16 protein-coding genes are annotated in these 18140 nt (G+C 59.9%); 8 read left to right on the top strand and 8 right to left on the bottom strand.

Annotated elements, in window-relative coordinates:
- Positions 1-14: 14 nt before the first annotated feature.
- Positions 15-875: a dolichyl-phosphate beta-glucosyltransferase gene (locus LOC68_RS25805; RefSeq protein WP_230224479.1), complete on the top strand. Its 861-nt coding sequence runs from the start codon at positions 15-17 to the stop codon at positions 873-875.
- A gap of 30 nt (positions 876-905) precedes the next feature.
- Here the strand turns inward: LOC68_RS25805 and LOC68_RS25800 are convergent, their stop codons facing one another.
- The 3 genes from LOC68_RS25800 to LOC68_RS25790 all read right to left on the bottom strand — a co-directional run bounded on the left by LOC68_RS25800 (position 906) and on the right by LOC68_RS25790 (position 5645).
- A complete protein-coding gene (locus LOC68_RS25800; protein WP_230224471.1) occupies positions 906-2813 on the bottom strand; it encodes a c-type cytochrome domain-containing protein in 1908 nt (635 codons plus the stop codon).
- Positions 2814-2961: 148 nt separating this feature from the next.
- Positions 2962-3669, bottom strand: a complete 708-nt coding sequence (locus LOC68_RS25795) for a hypothetical protein (RefSeq protein WP_230224469.1) — start codon at positions 3667-3669, stop codon at positions 2962-2964.
- 284 nt (positions 3670-3953) lie between these two features.
- Positions 3954-5645, bottom strand: coding sequence for a serine/threonine protein kinase (locus LOC68_RS25790; protein ID WP_230224467.1), 1692 nt, complete (start codon positions 5643-5645; stop codon positions 3954-3956).
- Between the two features lie 219 nt (positions 5646-5864).
- On the opposite strand from LOC68_RS25790, the gene LOC68_RS25785 reads away from it, so the two are divergent.
- From LOC68_RS25785 to thiO, 3 genes are read left to right on the top strand one after another with little or no spacing between them, the layout of a single operon-like run.
- Positions 5865-6104 carry a glutaredoxin family protein gene (locus tag LOC68_RS25785; RefSeq protein ID WP_230224465.1) on the top strand — a complete coding sequence of 80 codons (240 nt, stop codon included), beginning with the start codon at positions 5865-5867 and terminating at the stop codon, positions 6102-6104.
- A 3-nt stretch (positions 6105-6107) separates the two neighbouring features.
- Entirely contained in the window at positions 6108-6782 is a 675-nt protein-coding gene (locus tag LOC68_RS25780) for a TIGR04282 family arsenosugar biosynthesis glycosyltransferase (protein WP_230224463.1), read from the top strand.
- Positions 6779-7951 (top strand): glycine oxidase ThiO, encoded by a 1173-nt coding sequence (thiO, locus tag LOC68_RS25775; RefSeq protein ID WP_230224450.1) that lies wholly within the window; start codon positions 6779-6781, stop codon positions 7949-7951. Before LOC68_RS25780 ends, thiO begins: the two co-directional genes overlap by 4 nt.
- A gap of 7 nt (positions 7952-7958) precedes the next feature.
- Here the strand turns inward: thiO and LOC68_RS25770 are convergent, their stop codons facing one another.
- The gene (locus LOC68_RS25770; RefSeq protein WP_255670709.1) at positions 7959-9095 is read right to left on the bottom strand and encodes a protein-glutamate methylesterase/protein-glutamine glutaminase; all 1137 of its coding nucleotides are present in this window, start codon (positions 9093-9095) and stop codon (positions 7959-7961) included.
- A 263-nt stretch (positions 9096-9358) separates the two neighbouring features.
- Between LOC68_RS25770 and LOC68_RS25765 the strand changes: the two genes are divergently transcribed.
- From LOC68_RS25765 to LOC68_RS25750, 4 genes are all read left to right on the top strand, one after another.
- The gene (locus LOC68_RS25765; protein ID WP_230224446.1) at positions 9359-10636 is read left to right on the top strand and encodes an NAD(P)/FAD-dependent oxidoreductase; all 1278 of its coding nucleotides are present in this window, start codon (positions 9359-9361) and stop codon (positions 10634-10636) included.
- Between the two features lie 7 nt (positions 10637-10643).
- On the top strand, positions 10644-11546 hold the full coding sequence (locus LOC68_RS25760; RefSeq protein ID WP_230224444.1) for a radical SAM protein: 903 nt from the start codon (positions 10644-10646) through the stop codon (positions 11544-11546).
- Positions 11543-12331, top strand: coding sequence for a metallophosphoesterase family protein (locus LOC68_RS25755; RefSeq protein WP_230224442.1), 789 nt, complete (start codon positions 11543-11545; stop codon positions 12329-12331). Before LOC68_RS25760 ends, LOC68_RS25755 begins: the two co-directional genes overlap by 4 nt.
- Before the next feature lie 123 nt (positions 12332-12454).
- Complete coding sequence (locus LOC68_RS25750) at positions 12455-13543, top strand: HEAT repeat domain-containing protein (protein ID WP_230224440.1); 1089 nt, start codon at positions 12455-12457, stop codon at positions 13541-13543.
- Positions 13544-13564: 21 nt separating this feature from the next.
- Here LOC68_RS25750 and LOC68_RS25745 read toward each other — a convergent pair whose 3' ends face one another.
- From LOC68_RS25745 to LOC68_RS25730, 4 genes are all read right to left on the bottom strand, one after another.
- Positions 13565-15061 (bottom strand): glycosyltransferase family 39 protein, encoded by a 1497-nt coding sequence (locus LOC68_RS25745; RefSeq protein WP_230224438.1) that lies wholly within the window; start codon positions 15059-15061, stop codon positions 13565-13567.
- A 79-nt stretch (positions 15062-15140) separates the two neighbouring features.
- Positions 15141-15959 (bottom strand): ExeA family protein, encoded by an 819-nt coding sequence (locus tag LOC68_RS25740; protein ID WP_230224436.1) that lies wholly within the window; start codon positions 15957-15959, stop codon positions 15141-15143.
- A gap of 10 nt (positions 15960-15969) precedes the next feature.
- Positions 15970-17082 (bottom strand): tyrosine-protein kinase family protein, encoded by a 1113-nt coding sequence (locus tag LOC68_RS25735; protein WP_230224434.1) that lies wholly within the window; start codon positions 17080-17082, stop codon positions 15970-15972.
- Positions 17082-18140, bottom strand: a 1059-nt coding sequence (locus tag LOC68_RS25730) for a hypothetical protein (RefSeq protein WP_230224431.1), incomplete at its 5' end; no start/stop codon positions are given. The genes LOC68_RS25730 and LOC68_RS25735, both read right to left, overlap by 1 nt.

Raw genomic sequence — 18140 nt, 5'->3', positions numbered from 1 at the left:
TGCTGACTGAACGCGTGCCGAAGTCCCTATTCGTCATCCCGTGCTACAACGAAGCGGATCGCATCGATCTCGCGGCATTCGCCGCGTTCGCCGCCGCCAATCCGGACATTGACTTTCTGTTCGTCAACGACGGCAGCCGCGACGGAACGAGCGAACTTTTGCATCAGTTCGCCGATCGTCAGCCGGAACGCTTCGCTGCGATCGACCTGCCGCAGAACCAAGGGAAGGCGGAAGCGGTTCGCATCGGCATGCTTCAAGCGCTCGAGCAGGACGCCGAGTACGTCGGCTTTCTCGACGCTGACCTGGCGACGCCGCTCGCCGAATGTCGCCGTTTACAAGACGCCCTCACGCGTCGCCCCGAGATGCAGATGGCGATCGGCGTTCGTTTACCGCTGGCAGGACACGTGATCGAGCGCAAACCGATTCGTCGTTTCATCGGCAGCGGATTCGCTCGCGTCGCTTCGACGCTGCTCGGCATCTCAATCGCCGACACGCAATGCGGCGCCAAGCTGATCCGCAACAACGATCTGGCCCGCTTCCTGTTCGCGACTCCCTTTCTGTCACGCTGGATCTTTGACGTGGAAGTCTTCGCCCGACTCCGCGTCGCCGGCGATCGTCAGGCGGCTCGCAGTTCGATCTACGAACTGCCGCTGGAGTCATGGCGTGAGATCCCCGGCTCGAAACTGAAGGCGCGACATTTCCTGCTGGCGATCGGCGATCTGGCGCTGATCTATCGCGAATACTTTTTGTCGAGTCGATGGAAAGACCGTGTCGCACAGGAGATGGAGACCGCCGCCGAGGCTTCCAGCCCGTGGCCTCCCGCGCCGCATAACGTCCGCGCAAAAACCAAGCCGCCGCATAAAGCGACGGCTTGATTCCAAAACTCTACTTTGCGAGTCGGTCGCTTAACGACCGCCCGATGCGACCCACGCCTTGGCGACATCCGCCGGCGGCTTACCATAAGCGGCGGCAAACGCAGGTTCAAACGGCGTTCCTTTTCGCAGGGCCTGCATCAGTGCATCAAACTGCTGACTCTTTCCCATCAGCGATTTCAGGAACGCGTAGCTGACGACGCCGTTCTGATCGGGCGCGAGCTTCATCTCGACGAAGTCTTCCGGCTTCTTCATCGCGCCGACTGCCGATTGCAGTTGGTTCCCCCAGTCGACGACGCGCGGATCTTTACCGGAGACGCGCGAAGCGACCACCCGGCCGACGCCATCGGCGAACCAATCAGGAGCGTCGAGACTGGCCACATAATTGCTCGCAATCACCTGAGCGAACATCGCATCAAGGCTAAACGCGTCATTGGCCGGCAACTGCACCATGCCGTACGCGTCGGTCACATCGTACCAGTAGTGCCCTTGCCATTGCGGCGGAACGTCGCGACGTTCGACCATCTTACTGAATTCGTTGTAGTCATACTTCGCTTTCACCAGGAAGAGGGTGATGCGACCTTTGACCAGCGGTTGCCCTGACGGAGCCTTCAAAATGCGGCGGACGTCGTCGGCCACCTTTTCGGCCTGATCAGCGAACTCATCGTTCGCGTCTTGTCCCAAGGCGCCCATCACAAAGAGGTCCTTGCGATCCGAGGTCGACATTGCGACGCCGGGAAGCCCGAGCTGAATCTTCGACTTGCTCGAAGCTTCCCGAGTCTTCGCCAGTTCGTCATGCGTCGCATTCTTGGCGAACGCGTAGGCGGCGATTCGCTGGATCGACGAAGTCGGTGCATCGCCGTCGAACTTGGCGCCCTCGGCAATCCAGGTTTCAAAGTTCTTGATCTGCTGATCGGTCAGCGGCGGACCGTTACGCGGCATCCGATCAGGCGCCGGAGCTTTGAACAACTGGATCATCAAGCTTTCGTTCGGCTTGCCGGGCGAGAGCGGAGCGCCGCTGTCGCCGCCGCGGAGCATCGTCTGAAAGCTGGCCAGGCTGAAGTTGCCCGGATTGTTTTGCTGGTTGTGGCAGCTGGTGCAGCGTTCGAGCAGCACCGGCGCGATGTCGCGCCCGAAGCTGACCTTCTCGTTGCCGCTGGCGCTGGCGACTTCCAACCGGGGCATCGGCATCGGAGCGGCGCCGGGAGCGAGCATCGAGAGATTCGCTTTCGGATCAGTACCGTCGAACTTGGCGCCTTCCTTGATCCAGGTCTTCAGCGCGGTCAGTTCGGCCGGCGTAACCCGCTGGCCGCCGCGCGGCATGTCGCCGGTCTCGATCACTTCGACGAAACGACTTCCATCCTGACCAGGGAAGATCACAACCCCTTCGGCCGGGCCTTTCATCAGCACTTCGTAGCTGGACGAGCTGAATTGGCCGCGGGCCTGATTCACGTGACAGTTGCCGCAGCGAGCGACGATGATCGGCGCGATATGCTTGGTGAAGCTGAGATTGGCGGCCGGAAACATCGTCGGCAACGTGCTGGCCGGAGGAGCCGGAGTTCCCGGCGCCGGAGCCGGCATCATCTGCGTCGATTCGACGACCGCGGCGTTGCGCATTCTCGGCAGGGTCACCCCTTCCAGTTCCAGGAAGGCATGGGCCGGGGCGAGCGACTCAAAGAGTTGATCGACCGATTCCTGCAGTTCCGGGTCGACCCCTTCCAGCTTCTTCAGCCGTTCGATGATCAGTTTGACCGTTTGGGTCGATTCGGCGACTTTCCCTTGCTTCAGGAAGTTGGACGCCTTGCGGATTTCGACCTTCAAATCGCGAACTTCGTTCCGCTGCTCATCGGTGGGGGCCGCTTCGGCCGTCCAAGGCGTCAGCAGCACCGCCGCTAAAGCGGCACAGGCCGCGAACTTCGCGAAAAGGTGAAAGGCTCTCATCTCGGCCCCTTTTACAGCAAACTTGACTAGACGTTTCAGGCAGGAAGGTCGGAAAGCATCCCTGCAGACTTCTCCGAAGCGAAGCCAAGCTCCCGTTGTACTCAGAAATTGCAGCCTCGGCGATTGCAATTCGTCAATTCGAGACGCATTAGCTCGAATGATGACGTCGTACGACCTTTTTCGCCGCTTGAGCCGCCAACGACTCGCGTCGCGTCGGGCGATAACCATATTCGATGGCGAACCACTCGGCGTACCGTTCGCGGTCGACGTAGCTCGTGTTGCGGTTATCGAGGAGATGCCCCAACTCATGGATCAGGACGTTGTTCAGGTAGAAGTCGCGAATCGCATCCTTCGTCCAGACCAGTCGCCACTCGCCGTCGTCGCCACCTTCCCAAGTCGCCCCATACATCTTGGCTTCCACCACTTGAGCAGGGCGGGGCGGGGCGTAGAAGTACTCGATCAACTCCTCAACCATCGGATACAGGTAGAGAGCCGAGCCCCACTGCATGCCGTAGCACGGATAGCTTAACTTCTTACGAGTCAAGCAACTTAGCTGAACGACTTCGAGCGGTTCGATCATCCACGCCGGCAGCTGCGCCAATCGATCACGGATGTCTTGCTCGGTTACGACGTGGATGAAACCTTCGCCGGGATCTTGCGCCACCACGCGATAACTGGTTCCGGTATCGCCCTGCGGTTCGTGCCAATCTTCCGGCGGTGAGAAACCATCTTCGCTGGCTCGTCCCATTTCGCCACGACCGCGCTTGCCAAGTTGACCGACGGTACGAAAGTCGCGCGGAATCGCGACGCGCTTCGTCTTCGCTCGAATCAGCTTGTTGTGATTTTGTCGCGCCATGCGTCTGACTTTTGAAACGGAACGACGTTCGTTGAAGGTCTCGACGAACGAAATTGGGATCGCTTGGCGTGCTCGATCAGGCTGATCGCGGCGACGCCGACTTGGTCGTTAGCGTCCCTGCGGTTCGACTCACCTATGGTACGTGGACAGCGACCACGATTTCAAGCAATATGCATAAGTTGCATATAGAAAACAACTTACAGCGAACAGGACAGCCGGATTCCTGGCCCCAGGCGGCCAACATCGCCCAGAAAAGCGTCCGCAAAAGACCCCCAACCGAGGTATCAAGAAACCCGATTTACGAGGCAACTGGGATAGAGCGGAGAATCAACGCTCGACGTTTCGAAGCCCATCTTGGGCGCAGCCGGCGGAGCTTCATCCTCTTCGATCTTCTGCATCATCAGAACTAGCAGCACGCCGATCAAAAGGAAGAGAAGCCCGATCGCAATCCAGATGAATGCGGGAATGCCAGCGAAGTTGAAGTCCATCCCGCTGTTGCCGCGCGAACGCGCTCGCGACTTCTTTTCTCGCGCCGCTTCCTTCTCATTGACGCGATTCTGCAGCGTCTCGCGAGAAATCAACGTCGGCCCGCCGGCACTTTCGGCTGGGGAGATCAACGGATCCGCGATACTAATATCTAAGACCCCGCTCGCGCCAGGATCGGACATCGAGGAGAGGAGATCGTCGTCCAACGCCCGCGCCACCGGCAACGGCTTGCTGTTACTTCCGCCGGAAAATCCGGGGTCGGTCTCGACTCGTTGCCCGCGAACCGTCTCAGAATTGAGAAGTCCTGAATTCCCGTCGCCCGGCTCTTCCAGCAGTTCTGCGACCCGCGGCATCGACGGAGGAACAATAACGCCCGACTTTTCTCCCTCGGCACGAACTTGTCGCAGTTCGATTTCGTCGCCGACGGCGGTCAGTTCTTCGTCGGCGCCGCTGCGGCGTTGTTGCAGCCAGTTGCGGAGGGCTTCGGCAACCTCTTTGGCCGATTGATACCGCTGCTCCGGCTTCTTCATCATCAGCTTCTCGCAGATCTTGGCGAGCGAAGCCGGACAATTGGGGCGAAGCTTCCGAATCTTCTCCGGAGGAATTGTCTGATGTTTGGCGATTCGCTGAGCCAGGCTGCCGTCCGGAAACGGCGGATGGCCGACCAGCAGGAAATAGAGAGAGCAGCCGAGACTATAAAGGTCGGCTCGACCATCCACTTTGTGACTGTTAACCGCTTGTTCCGGCGACAGATAGTCGGCCGTTCCCAAGACGCTTTCCTGGTTGGCGATGGTCAACGACGTCGCATCGTCTCTGGTAAAACGAGCCAGCCCCATGTCGAGGACTTTGACCACGCCGGTGTTGTCCAGCAGCAAGTTGGCCGGCTTAATGTCGCGGTGGATCAGCCCCCTCTGGTGGGCATGCTCCAGCGCATCGGCCGCCTGAGCGATGTAGTCAGCGGCCGTTTCGACTTCGAGCGGCCCTTTTTCCCGGACCAGAACCTGCAAATCGCACCCCGGGACATACTCCATCACGATGTAATGGGTATCCCCTTCGTTGTCGACGTCAAAGGCGCGAACGATGTTTGGATGGTCGAGTTGAGCGGCGGCTTGCGCTTCGAGGTGGAATCGTCCTAGATAAGACGAATCCTTCACTCGGTTTCGCGGCAGCACCTTGATCGCTACCTTGCGCTGCATCACCGTATGCTCGCCCAGGTAGACGCTGCTCATGCCGCCGGTCCCTAAGTGGCCTAGCAGCTTGTATTTCGAGAGGAAAAAGCCTTTGTACTTACCTTGCAGGATCTTCTCGCGGTGCCAGGTAGTAATGAAGTTCTTCTCGACGAAGAAGTCGGCGACCTTTTCCACATCTTCCGGCAATTCTCCACCGTTTTGGGCGCGTAGTTCAGCTACGGCGCTTTCAAATTGCGTCGGGTGGATCAGCTGCGATCGCCCCGCAAGTTCGATGAATCGTTCGGAAGTAATGCTACTCATAGCGAGCCCAAGGAATCGGAGATCAGACGTCGCCCCTGCCGGCCATCCGTCTGTTACTTGTTCCCCGCAGTATAAATAATTGCGTTTCGGCTTAACATTAGCAAAATCGTACGGTTATTTGCCTATCTCAGGTTTCATGTTCAAATTGGGGAAGAAACTTAAGATAGCCCTTCGCAACTTATCTGAATCTTAACATACATCACCCTCGCGAAGCGAATCATGACGACCTACCGCACGCGTTTGTTTACCCGTCCTGGTTGCCATTTGTGCGAAGACGCCGAGCAGATTCTGCTCCGCTATGGCATCGTTCCCGAACCGGTCAACATCGATGAAGATCCGGAACTGACGAAGAAATACGGGTGCTGCATTCCGGTCGTCGAAATCGACGGCAAAGTCCGTTTTCGCGGCAAAATAAACGAAATGCTCCTCCGTCGACTGTTGGCCGCGGTCGAAGCTTAGGCCATGGATATTCTCGGCATGTTCGCCAAGTATTGGCGAGCCGGCGAAGTGAAGACCCGCCTGGGCGCTACGATCGGTTTATCCGCCGCCGCCAGGGTCCACCACCAGTTGGTCCGCACCTCCCTCCAGAGGTTCCGGAAGCTCGGTGAAGACCGCGTCCTGGTCTTCTCTCCACCTGACCAGGCGGAAGCGTTCGCCGGCGAAGTCGACGACACCTGGCGTCTTGAGCCGCAAACGAGCGGCGACCTCGGCGCCCGGATTGCCCATTTCTTTCGGTTTGCGTTCTCCGCCGGGGCGAGTCGGGCCCTGTTGATCGGTTCTGATAGTCCCAGCCTGCCGACCGCCTATCTGCAACAAGCGTTCGACCTGCTCCGCGAAAATGATGTCGTCCTCGGCCCGGCTGAAGATGGCGGATACTACTTAATAGGGCTGAAAGCGCCGTGCGAAGAATTGTTCGCCGATATCGCCTGGAGCACCTCCGACGTCCTGTCGCAAACGCTGACCCGCTGCGAAACGCTCGGCCTGCGAACATCGCAGGCCCCAACTTGGTACGATGTCGATAATCGGGCCGATCTGAAACGCCTGCTCGCTGACCTGGCTCGGGACGACGCCAACCTCGACTCGCGTACGCTATATACCGAACTGACTACGATTCTCGCCGATTGTCCGCCGCTGTGAATTCTGACTCGATCCCGACGCCCGCTTCGTCATCTCACCCCCAATGTCTGATCATCGGCGGCGGGGCGATTGGCCTGTCGCTTGCTTACGAATTGGCGACGCACGGCATGACGGTTACCGTCCTCGACAAAGGGGAAGTCGGCAAAGCGGCGTCCTGGGCCGGCGCCGGGCTGTTGCCTCCTGCGACGATCGGCCAGGCGGTCGAACCGCAGGAACAGTTGCGAGCTCTCAGCCACCAACTCCATGCTGAGTGGTCGGTCCGCCTGCGGGAAGAGACCGGCATCGACAACGAATACGAACGGTGCGGCGGCTACTACCTGGCCCGCAAAGTTGGCGAAGCGGCCGCGTTGAACACCACCGTCAGCCAATGGCTCGAAGAAGGAATCGCCGTCGAGCGCATCACGTCGGACGAACTCCACGCGCGACTTCCCGATCTGGCGCCCGAAATGAAGGCCAAGGCCGCGTATCACCTGCCGGACGAAGCGATCGTGCGGAACCCGCGTCATTTGCAAGCGCTGCAAAAGGCCTGCTCTCTGCGAGGAGTCGCCTTTGTCGAAACGGCCGAAGCGATCGACTTTGAACTCTCCGGCGATCGGATCACCGCAGTGCGGACGCCGGAAGCTCGCATCTCGGCCGATCAATACTGCATCGCCGCCGGAGCCTGGTCGCAGCGTTTGACCGATGCGTTGTTGGCCAGAGTCGGTTTTTCGCACGCCGCGAAGACCCCTGATATCGAACCTATTCGGGGTCAGATGCTGCTGCTCGACGCCGGCGTGCGGTTTCTTTCGACGCCAATCAACGAAGGCCCCCGTTACCTGGTTCCTCGTCGCGACGGCCTGGTCCTGGTCGGTTCGACCGTAGAAGAGGCGGGCTTTGACTGCTCGACGACGGTCGAGATCGCTCGGGAACTGCGCGAGTTCGCCTGTCAGCTTGTTCCTCGCTTGGAAGCGGCCGAAGTGCGGCAAAGCTGGGCCGGCCTTCGCCCCGCGAGCATCGACGGGATACCTTATATAGGCGCAGTGCCAGGGATCGCAAACGCCTACGCCGCCGCAGGGCATTTTCGGAGCGGTCTACACCTTTCGCCGGCGACCGCCGTATTGCTTGGCCGCTTGATCCGCGGAGTTGACGTCGACTTTGATCTGTCGCCGTTTCGCTTGGACCGCAGCTAATCTCGCGTTAGCGAGCCGCCGCCAATCCGCTGCGGAGTCGTTTCGCTTCGCGGATGATCGCCTGGGCGGCGTCTTGCAGATCGAACTGCTTGTCTACGTTCCCTTCCTGGAACGCGACCCGATTCATGCCATAGATGTCGGAACTCGCTTCGTCCTGGCCCAGAACGTATCCGCCCGCTTCGCGGATCGCTTTGCATCCATCCGAGCCGTCCCGTCCCATCCCGGTCATCACGACCCCCAAGCAGGCGTCGCCAAAGACGTTCGCCGCTGAACGCATCATCACGTCGACCGAAGGACGATGTCCACTGACCGGCTCGCCGTCGAAAACTTCCAGACGCGTCTGCGTCCGGGTATGGCGACGAATCTCAAGATGCTTTCCCCCCTGGGCGATGTAAGCATGCCCCTGTTCCAGCATGTCGCCGCTCGCCGCTTCTTTCACTTCGACCTGCGAGATCGAGTTGAGCCGTTTGGCGAATGCACGGGTAAATTGTTCCGGCATATGTTGCACGATCACAATCGGCGGCAACCCGGCCGGGAGATTCTCAAACAACGAGGTCAGCGCCGGCGGTCCGCCGGTCGAGATCCCAATTGCGATGCATCGGCAGGGCCAGTCGTTGGTCGTAACCGGCTCCACCTTCTTCGGAGGCGGAGCGATCGTCTTTTTCGGTATGCCGGCGGCGGCGCGACGTTGGCGACGCGCTTCGGCACGTGCCCGGCGGATTTCCAGCACTTTGGCGACGTCGGTATCGGCGACCGAGCGAATCTTACGGACCAGGTCGTCGCGCATCACGGATTCGGCCTGCGCCAGACCAGCCGGCTTGGCGACATAGTCGAACGCACCTCGTTCCAGCGCATCGAGCGTGATATCGCCGCCCAGTTGGGTCATCGCGCTGACCATGATCACCGGAATCGGCCGGATGGCAAGGAGACGATCGAGCGTTTCGAGTCCATCCATGCCAGGCATTTGCACGTCCAGCGTGATCACATCAGGCTGCAGCCGACTCAGCATCTGCAAGGCCTGCTGACCATTGCTCGCTTCGCCGCAGACCTCGATCCCGGCGACGTCAGCCAACTGGTCAGCGATGAGCGTGCGCATGAGCGCAGAGTCATCGACAACCAAGACGCGTGAAAGTTTTCCTGCCATGATTTGCTCGGTCGAAATTGATCGCTTCGAAAACGCCGACGAACCTGCCCCATTTGTAGGAAGTTGACAATAAAAAATAGGACGCGATTCACGCTTCTCGGCCTCCCAATCAGGGAGGTTGCCGACTTCCGCAAAAAATAACTCGATAATTCCGCTGGTTTTTGCGTCCTTGCAAGCAGCATGTTCCCAATATTCGCGCTAATCGGTACGCTGTGCATATCGCACTGCCACGTATCCGTCACACCGATTCGATCGCTACCTGCATGTCTGTCGACGCTCCGGCGAAAATCACGATTCTCGGCGCTGGCCCAATCGGCCTCGAAGCCGCTCTCTACGCTCGTTTCCTTGGCTATGAAGTCGCGATCTACGAGCAAGGCCGTCCCGCCGAGTCGATTCGCCGCTGGGGAAGCGTGCCGATGTTCAGCCCGTTCGGCATGAACAGTTCGCCGTTGGCTCGCAGCGCGCTGTCCGCTCAGTTCGCCGACGAATTGCAGTTGCCCGGCGAGAATGAACTGCTCACTGGCGCCGAGTACGTCGAACGCTATCTCCAACCTCTTGCCGACTCTGACCTGCTGGCCGATAGTCTCCACTGCGGTTGGAAAGCGGTCGCCGTCGGCCGGGAAGGGCTCTCGAAGTCGGACATGGTCGACGAAGAGACGCGACGCGACGCCGACTTTATCGTCGTGCTGCAAGATAGCGACGGCCGCGAGCAGATCGATCGGAGCGACGTACTGATCGATTGCACCGGGCTCTTCGGCCAGGCAGCTTGGATCGGCAGCAACGGAGTTCCCGCCACTGGCGAAGTCGAGGCTCGTCCGCACGTCGAGTTCGGCCTGCCTGACATTCTGGGGGACGAACGGGACAAATACGCCGGCAAGCATACGCTGGTGATCGGCTCCGGCTATTCTGCGGCGACCAACGTTTGCGCGCTTGGTCAGCTCGCTCGCGAAGCGCTTCATACGCAGGTCACCTGGATCACACGAAAAGACAACCAGACCGACGCATCAGGCCCGATGCGCCGCTTCACCGACGATCCTCTTTCCGCCCGCGATTGCTTGGCGGTGAAAGCGAATGGCTTGGCCGCCGACAGCGAACCGCATGTGACGCATTGGCCCAACGCTCCGGTCACCGGCATCCACTACGATGCTCACAGCGATCGCTTTCAAGTGACGCTAGCCGGCAAACGCCCCGGCGTTCATGAATACGACCGAGTGATCGCCAACGTCGGCTACGTGCCGAACGTCGAATTAACGCGCTCGATGCAGATCCACTATTGCTATGCGACAGAAGGACCGATCAAATTGGCCGCAAAACTGATGGAGAACGCTTCGTCTGATTGCATGGCCCAGCCGCCCGGAGACGCGCAGCTGCTGATCAATCCCGAACCGGACTTCTACGTGCTGGGCGCCAAAAGCTATGGCCGCAACTCGCAGTTCCTGATCAAGAACGGGCTCGAGCAGATTCGTCAGCTATTCACGATCATCGGGGATCGCGAGAACTTGGATCTCTATCGCCAGTTCCTTCCTGCCAATCCCCAGTAAGGTTCGTGTGCCCGTAGGCGATACTCCTCAAGTCGATCCGTCGCATCTCGACGCTCTTTGGTTTCAAGTTGCAGGCCTCCGATGCAACCTGGCTTGTAATCATTGCTTCGTCAGTTGCCATCCAAAGAACGACTCGTTCGGCTTTCTCTCTTTGGAAGAGGTTGAACTTCGTTTGCGGGAAGCGGCGACTCTCGGCGTGAAAGAGTTCTACTTCACCGGCGGCGAACCTTTTTTACATCCGCAGATCGTGCCGATGCTGATCGCGGCGCTCGCTTACGGACCTGTCACCGTGCTGACCAACGGAACCGTTTTGAAGCCCGATTGGCTACGTCAGCTGCGCGAGGCGGAAGAGCAGGGGATCTACTCGTTGGAGTTCCGCGTCTCGATTGACGGCTTTTCGCCGGAGACGAACGATCCGATCCGCGGCGAGGGAACGTTCGAGCGGGCGATGCGCGGAGTGGGCTTGCTCGTCGAGCACGATTTTCTGCCGATCATCACGGCGGTTCGCACCTGGCCGGACGACGAAGAAACGGAAGTGGTCGCCCGGTTCGCCCAAGTGCTGCGCGACATCGGATACGCGCGACCGCGGATCAAGCTGTTGCCAACCTTGCGGCTTGGCGCCGAAGAGTCGCGGTCGTGCGGCTATGGGGAGCATGACCGAATCACCGCTGAGATGTGGGAAGGGTTTGACGCGACGAAGCTCGTTTGCGAGCAAAGCCGCGTCGTCTCGGATCGGGGCGTCCACGTCTGCCCAATTCTGGTCGAGTCCCCCGATTCGCTGCTAGGGCAAACGCTGGCCGAGTCGCTGCGTCCATTCTCGGTATCGCATGGCGCCTGTTTCACTTGCTATCAGTTCGGCTCGATTTGTGCGAATCCGTCGACGGCGGCCGGGTCAGGAAAGTCGCCATGACGACGCGGATCGCCTGCTTCGGCGGAGTCTACAACAACTATCTAGCGCTGGACGCGGCGATCGCCGACGCGAAGTCGCGCGGCGTCGACCAAATGTTTTGCTTGGGGGACCTGGGCGCGTTTGGCCCCCATCCGGACCGCGTCTTTCCCTTGTTGCATGAGCATCAGATTCAGGTCGTCTGTGGAAACTATGACGATTCGATCGGTCGCGGGCTGAACGATTGCCAGTGCGGCTACACCGATCCACGCGACAATTACTTCGCCCAAATCAGCTACGACTACACGCTGCAAAACACCTCCACCGACAACCGCGCCTACCTGCGAACGTTGCCAGCGGAAATCCGGCTAGAGATCGAAGGGCGGAAGATCTTGCTTTGTCATGGCAGCCCACGACGAACCAACGAATTTTTATGGGAATCGACGACGTCGACTTCCTTTTTGGACTGGCTTTCTGAGGACCAACAAGCCGATCTGATTTTGGCGACCCACACCGGGATTCATTGGGGGCGCGAGCTAGCGAACCGCCGAGCCTTCGTAAACGTAGGTGTCTTAGGTCGTCCCGCCAACGACGGTCAAACCGAAGTCTGGTACACGATCATTTCCGTCGATTCTCATGCAGCGATCAGCTGGCAGTTTGTGCCGCTGGCGTATGATTTTCGGCGTCTGAGCCGGGAAATGGCCAGCGAGCGACTTCCGGCCGAGTTTATCGAGACGATCGAAACAGGGTGGTGGACCACGTGCCTGGAAGTCCTTCCGGCCAAGGAACGCCGCTCAGGACTCTATTAAATTACGGGCAAAGTGTTGCGTCGCTCTCCCGCGACCGAGAAAATCAACACTCCCCACGCCGCCCGTTAGCGTTATATTGAATAGATAATAAAGAACTCCAAACGCACTTGGGAACGTTACGTTATGTCGACGCGTATTTTCGCCTGCCTGTCGTTGATGCTGGCCAGTCTGCCTGCGGTCGCGGCTGAACCGGAGAATCCGACGGCGGAACAATCAGTACAAACGGCCCCCACGCGTGCTCTCGACGCGGAACAAACCGAACGTGCGATCCGTCGCGCGATTCGCCAACTCGATAGCGACACGTTCGCCGAACGACGCGAAGCGGCGGAAATCTTGCGCGACTTTGGCGCCGCGGCGATCGCTCCGCTGGAAGAAGCTTGCCGCGATGGCGCCGGCGAACGGGTCGCGCAGTCGATCGAGATTCTGAAATCGTTCGCCGCTAGCGAAGATCATGTTGTCCGCGATGATGCGATGCGAGCGTTGAAACGGATTGCCGACGGAGAAAACGCCACCGCCGCCAAGTTGGCCGCCACCGTCGTTCAATCGATGCAAACGCTCCCCGGGCGTCGTCAATTTCCGGAGTTCGGCCCTATTCCTAACGCCGGCCTGGATGGCATGGCGATGCGTGGTCGCGGACGCAACTTCAGCATGTCGACCGTTCGCAACAACGGCCGGGAAGAAATCAAGATCACCGACGACGAGCTGCACGTCCAAATCGAGAGGGATCCAAATGGACCGATCCGCGTCGAATGGAAAGAGGGAGACGGCGAGTCGCAAGTCGCTAAAGCGGATGACCTCGATCAACTGCGCAACGAGCATCCCGAAGCGGCCGAACTTGTTGACAAGTATCAAGCCCGCGCAGCCGGCGGCCCACTGATGGGGAATCGTTTCTTCGCGCCGATGCAGGTCGACGGGCTCCCCATTCCGCAGCCGATGTTCCAAATGGACGAGCACTTCGCTCGTATGCGCGCCGAACATCAGCGGATGGTCGACGAGATGCGCGCTCAGCACGAACAGCGGATGCAGGAAATGCGTCGCTTGGCGCCGCCGGTCGCTCCGGCGATTCCCCCGTCGCAATTAGGTCGCCTGCGGGATCATGCGGAACGTCTGCAGCGGCGAGTTCAGAATGGCGAAGTCGATGAAGCGACGCGAGCCGAAGTCGAGCGTCTGCAACGTCTGCTCGAAGAATTGCAAACGCAGATGAACCAGTAGTCGACTCGGGGTCCCGTTGGGTCACTTGTCCCGCTGGTCTTTAGCCGGCTCAACGAGAATCATCTGCAAGCCCCGATTTCCGTCAAGGATTCGCAACGTCGACGCCCAGGGGATCGACTTTGATAGTTCGGCGGCGGTCACTTGGACCGTATCGCGTCCCCCTGGCTCCAGTACGACGATCGTTTGCGGCTCTGCGATCAGTTTGAGCTGCCAGGGCATCAGATCGCCGCTCGCTCCATAGCGAAGCGGAATCACCTGGCGGAACTCTCGCTCAGGGCGATAAATTGCCGTGACCGGTAAACGGCAATAATCGGCCAGGCCGTCGTCGTTCGCCGTTAGGTCCTTCGCTTCGATCAGCCGCGACGAGATCATCAGCGTCGTATTCGCCGGCAGTTCCATCTTGTCCAACATGGCGACGGCGCCCCGCCAGTCTTGTCGACGCTGATGCGTCCAATGATCGGGCAAATGAAAGAAGAAGATGGAAGCCGACATCGCGACGGCGCCAATCGCTCTCACCCACAATCGGTCAATGCGCCCGATATTCAACCCCGCCCAGACGAACAGCAACGCCTGACTGCCGATCAAATATCGCCGCAGAAATAGGGGCGTGAATTCCAGGTAAGTTCCGATCCACGCGATACCGATCGGCGTCAAGGTGGCGACGATCGCCCAGATATAGATCGCCGTCCAGGCGCTTCGTCGCTCGCTCGCCTCTCGGTCCTTCAGCAACGCGTTCGCCGCCAACGCAATCGCAAGCGGCACGAGACCGAAGGGAATGATCGGGAGAATCTCGATGATCTGCAACGGGGTTCCGCTGTGGATAAAGATCGACCAGTTCGGTCGTCGTGCGTATATCACCTGCAACTGCAACGAGAGAGGCGCAAGCAAGACCATCAGCGTGATCAGCATCAGCGCCAATCGCTTCCAGGCGCCATGTCCCCAAGCGGCCAACGTTAACGGAGGCAGACAAGCGGCGACAAACAGGCCCGCCGTGATATGCAAATGGATCGTCAGTGCGGCCAATGCCGTCCAGATCCAAACATCCCGCCAATCGAAGTCCCGCCAGAGACGCATCGTGACCGCGAATACCCCGATACACCCTAACTGTGCTGCGGCATAAGGGCGCGCCTCGGTCGCATAGAAGATCATGTCGCGATCCAGCGCGACGAGCAGAGCCGCGACGCAACCAGCTAAACCTGAACCGCTCCAACGCCGCACCAGCACCCCGATACCGCACAGCGCCGCACATCCGCAGATGACCGACGGCATTCGCAGGGTCCACTCGTCGTCGCCAAAACAAGCGACGACCAGCTTCATCCCCCAAAAATAGAGAGGACTGTTGTTTCCTTGCCGAGCACGTTTCGCGAGACCTTCCCAATCGCCGGAGATCACCCAAGACGTATGCAGTTCGTCGAGCCAGAGACTCTCGGCCAGCGGCAACATCCGCAACCCGAGCCCCAACAGCGCAATCAATAACAGCGATCGCCAGAACAGGCGAGCGGTGAGGGGGGAGTCCATCGATAGCGGCGAATCATTCACTCGATAGATTGTAATCGCCGATCGAGTTTGGGGGACCAGGCGCGAAAGGCAAAGGCCCCTAGTCGGTAGAAACCGCGACCAACTCTTCGTGGACCGCGTCAATCTGGTCGGCCGAGATGACCGCTTGTTCTTCGGCAAAGGCGATCAGCAGGGCCAAATCGCACAGCCGATTGATCCGCCGCGGGGCGCCCCCGGTGATCTGATGGAGACGCTCCAAAGCGGCTGGGACGAAGATCTCGCGTCGTGCGCCGGCGGTCGTCAGCCGGTGCAGCACGTACGATGCAGTTTCGTCCACCGTCAGCGGTTTGACCATGCATTTGACCGCCAGGCGAGTTTCAAAGGCCGGAGTCCGCCGCAGCGCCGGTAAGATCTCGGTCTGCCCGACCAACAGCAGCGTCATGTCGAGCAGCCCGTCCGTTTCGAGATTGGTCAGCAGACGCAACGTTTCCAGGGCGTTGAAATCGGAGACCAGGTGCGCTTCGTCGATCACCAGCACGGCGTGATTGCCGGCGCGGGTGTTTTCGCTCAAACCGCGACGGATCGCCTGCACGCTGTCAGCGATGGTCGAAGTGGCCGATTGCTCAACGCCGACCAGCTCACGAACGATGTAGGCCAGCAGTTGATCGGCCGGCATGTACGGAAAGACGACGTGAACCTTCGGCGTGAACTGCTCCGGCAGTTGCTCAAGCAGCAACTGGGCCAGCAGCGTTTTGCCCAACCCTTCGCCGCCGGTCAACAGCGCCGCGCCGCGACGGTTTTCGACCGCGTAACGCAATTTCAACAGCGTTCCCTGGGCCGCTTCGGCCGGGTAGTAGAACGCCGGAATCGCCGTGTTTTCAAACGGACGAACGTTTAGATTCCAATAGTCTTCGTACATTTCAGTTCAACTAACCGACGAAGTTTTCGGTGACGCCTAAGATCGAAATCCCGGCGCTGCCAAGCCGCCGAACAACTTCGGCTACCTGCGAATCGTCCGAAAGCCGGAGATCGCGAACGATCATCGCGGCGTCGATTTGATTCACCTGGTTCGGGATCTCATGAATCTGGCCGACGTCGACCAGGATCATGTCGTAGCTCCCTTTCATGCTTTGCAGCAATTGATCAAGTTTGTCCGGCGAGCCTTTCGTCAGGCTCGGCGCCAGGGTCAGATCGTCGGCGACAGAATGGATCGCGGCGTCTTCGACCGTCGGACCTCCGGGGGCGATCGCTTCCCAACCATGTTCGACGCGAACGCCCAAACGGGTCGCGAGTTCCGGATTCGTTTCGCTGGCGTCGACAATCGCCGTTTTCATGCCGCAGGCGGCCAACAGTTTCGCCAGGCAAAGGGTCAGCGTCGTGCAACCTTCGCCAGCGGCGAAGCTGTAGACGGCGACCACTTTCTTTCCATTGCCGCTCACTTCGGCCAGACGAGCGCGGACTTCGGCGAATCCTTCGACGCCCCGCTCAAGCAACATCTCGATCGTGGCCGGCCAGGCGAAACGGGGCGCTTCCCATTGTGGGCGGAAGGTCGACGTCGGCGTGCTCGACTTCGACAACATGCTTTCCCATTCCAACCGGTCGCTCGTCTTACCGGCCGGTGGAGCGATCGTCTTGGCCGCCGGCTTTTCAACTGCCGGAGCCTGCGGGGCGGGGGACTGCTTCGCGATCGGCTCGACGACCGGCTTGGCGGTTTGTTGTTCAGCGCGAACTCGCTTCAGGATACGATCGACGGCCGCAGCGACGGCGGCGGTGTTTTGAGCCGATGCAGCGAAGACCGACTCTTCGGTCGTTTCTTCTTCGACCGCAGCCGCTTGCTCGGCAAACGGGCTCAGATCCCCTTCATTGATCGGCGATCCCGGCAGGTCAATTCGCAGGCCCTTCTTGCGCCACTCGTACAGTTGCTCGACCGTTGGTCCGCCCGGGAAAACGGGACCGCTGCGAGTGTATTCGGCAGCCGGGTCTTCCAACGAGGGAACTTCCGGTCCGTACGCACGAATGAAGGCTCGATCTACGGAACTCATTAGCGCAACCTCGAATCTTGAGTCGGTACTAGATATCCGTCCAGGCGAGCTTGGGCCGGTCGATCAGCGGCCGGATCACCTGGTGCGTAATACTTTTGCTGGCCGCCGCTCGGCGCCGGGCCGAACAGGTCGGACGAGCTAAGTCCTTGCTGGCCGTAGCGGCTGCCGGTTTCGGCAGGAGCAACTGGCTGCGGCATGCCGAGTTGAGCGGTCGGCGGGGCCGTCATTTGGGTCGAATTCTGGTCGAACATCGGGCGTCCGTCTGGCGAAGAATCGACCGGCGCCGTGCCACGAGGCTCTTCCTTCCACCAATCCTTATTCGCGTCGCTACGATTGGTCGGCGCCGGAGTGCCGTATTGCACCTGCGTCGTATTGCCGCCGGCGCCATACATCGATCCACCGGAGGTCGGAGCCCGACCAGCTTCTTCGCCGGGTCGGCTGGCGACATATTCGGTCGATCCACCGGAACCCAACAAGTCGGCCGAACTAATCGCCGGCGTACCGACAGGCATCGTCGGGCTCGTCGAACGTCCGCTAACTTGCGTCGGCGGATAACTGGCTTCGTCTTCGCGCGCCGGTTCCGCAAACGGAGCGAAATCGGGTCCGGTTTGGTTGCCGCCATTTTGCAGCGGAGGAGCGATTTCGACCGTGGCGGTCGTCGCCGGCTTCATCTCTTCCATGTGAATGTGTTCGTCAGAGAAGTCCGCATCGAGACCGATACCCGACTTGGCCGGACCAAATCCAGGAGCGTCTCCTAGTTCGCCCAGTTGAATGTCAGTTTCAAACGGCGGCGCTTCTTCGGTACCAGCAGCCGGATCATGTCCTTTACCGCCGCGGTGACCGGTAGAGATCGTAATCGTTCCCCAGATCAGCACGCCGGCGATCATCGCCAAGAAAAGGCGAGTTCGCCAAACCGGGGCTTTCGCCGCTTTCATCCGTTCACGGCGCCCTTGGGCGCCTTCGTATAACGGCTTGCGATGGCTGGGCGAAGTCCGATCGGGCTGAGCGGCGGCCGTTTGAGCTGGCGCCGGGCGTTCCATTGCCGGACGTCGGGGGGA

Source organism: Blastopirellula sediminis (assembly GCF_020966755.1).
Classification (GTDB): Bacteria; Planctomycetota; Planctomycetia; order Pirellulales; family Pirellulaceae; genus Blastopirellula; species Blastopirellula sediminis.
Note: the sequence above shows the minus strand (reverse complement) of the source record. Positions and strands in the feature narration are given on the sequence as shown.

Excerpts from the sequence above, each read along its gene's own strand:
- LOC68_RS25800 (WP_230224471.1), bottom strand. The coding sequence starts at position 2,813 with ATGAGAGCCTTTCACCTTTTCGCGAAGTTCGCGGCCTGTGCCGCTTTA.
- LOC68_RS25795 (WP_230224469.1), bottom strand. The coding sequence starts at position 3,669 with ATGGCGCGACAAAATCACAACAAGCTGATTCGAGCGAAGACGAAGCGC.
- LOC68_RS25790 (WP_230224467.1), bottom strand. The coding sequence starts at position 5,645 with ATGAGTAGCATTACTTCCGAACGATTCATCGAACTTGCGGGGCGATCG.
- LOC68_RS25785 (WP_230224465.1), top strand. The coding sequence starts at position 5,865 with ATGACGACCTACCGCACGCGTTTGTTTACCCGTCCTGGTTGCCATTTG.
- LOC68_RS25780 (WP_230224463.1), top strand. The coding sequence starts at position 6,108 with ATGGATATTCTCGGCATGTTCGCCAAGTATTGGCGAGCCGGCGAAGTG.
- LOC68_RS25770 (WP_255670709.1), bottom strand. The coding sequence starts at position 9,095 with ATGGCAGGAAAACTTTCACGCGTCTTGGTTGTCGATGACTCTGCGCTC.
- LOC68_RS25765 (WP_230224446.1), top strand. The coding sequence starts at position 9,359 with ATGTCTGTCGACGCTCCGGCGAAAATCACGATTCTCGGCGCTGGCCCA.
- LOC68_RS25755 (WP_230224442.1), top strand. The coding sequence starts at position 11,543 with ATGACGACGCGGATCGCCTGCTTCGGCGGAGTCTACAACAACTATCTA.
- LOC68_RS25750 (WP_230224440.1), top strand. The coding sequence starts at position 12,455 with ATGTCGACGCGTATTTTCGCCTGCCTGTCGTTGATGCTGGCCAGTCTG.
- LOC68_RS25745 (WP_230224438.1), bottom strand. The coding sequence starts at position 15,061 with ATGGACTCCCCCCTCACCGCTCGCCTGTTCTGGCGATCGCTGTTATTG.
- LOC68_RS25740 (WP_230224436.1), bottom strand. The coding sequence starts at position 15,959 with ATGTACGAAGACTATTGGAATCTAAACGTTCGTCCGTTTGAAAACACG.
- LOC68_RS25735 (WP_230224434.1), bottom strand. The coding sequence starts at position 17,082 with ATGAGTTCCGTAGATCGAGCCTTCATTCGTGCGTACGGACCGGAAGTT.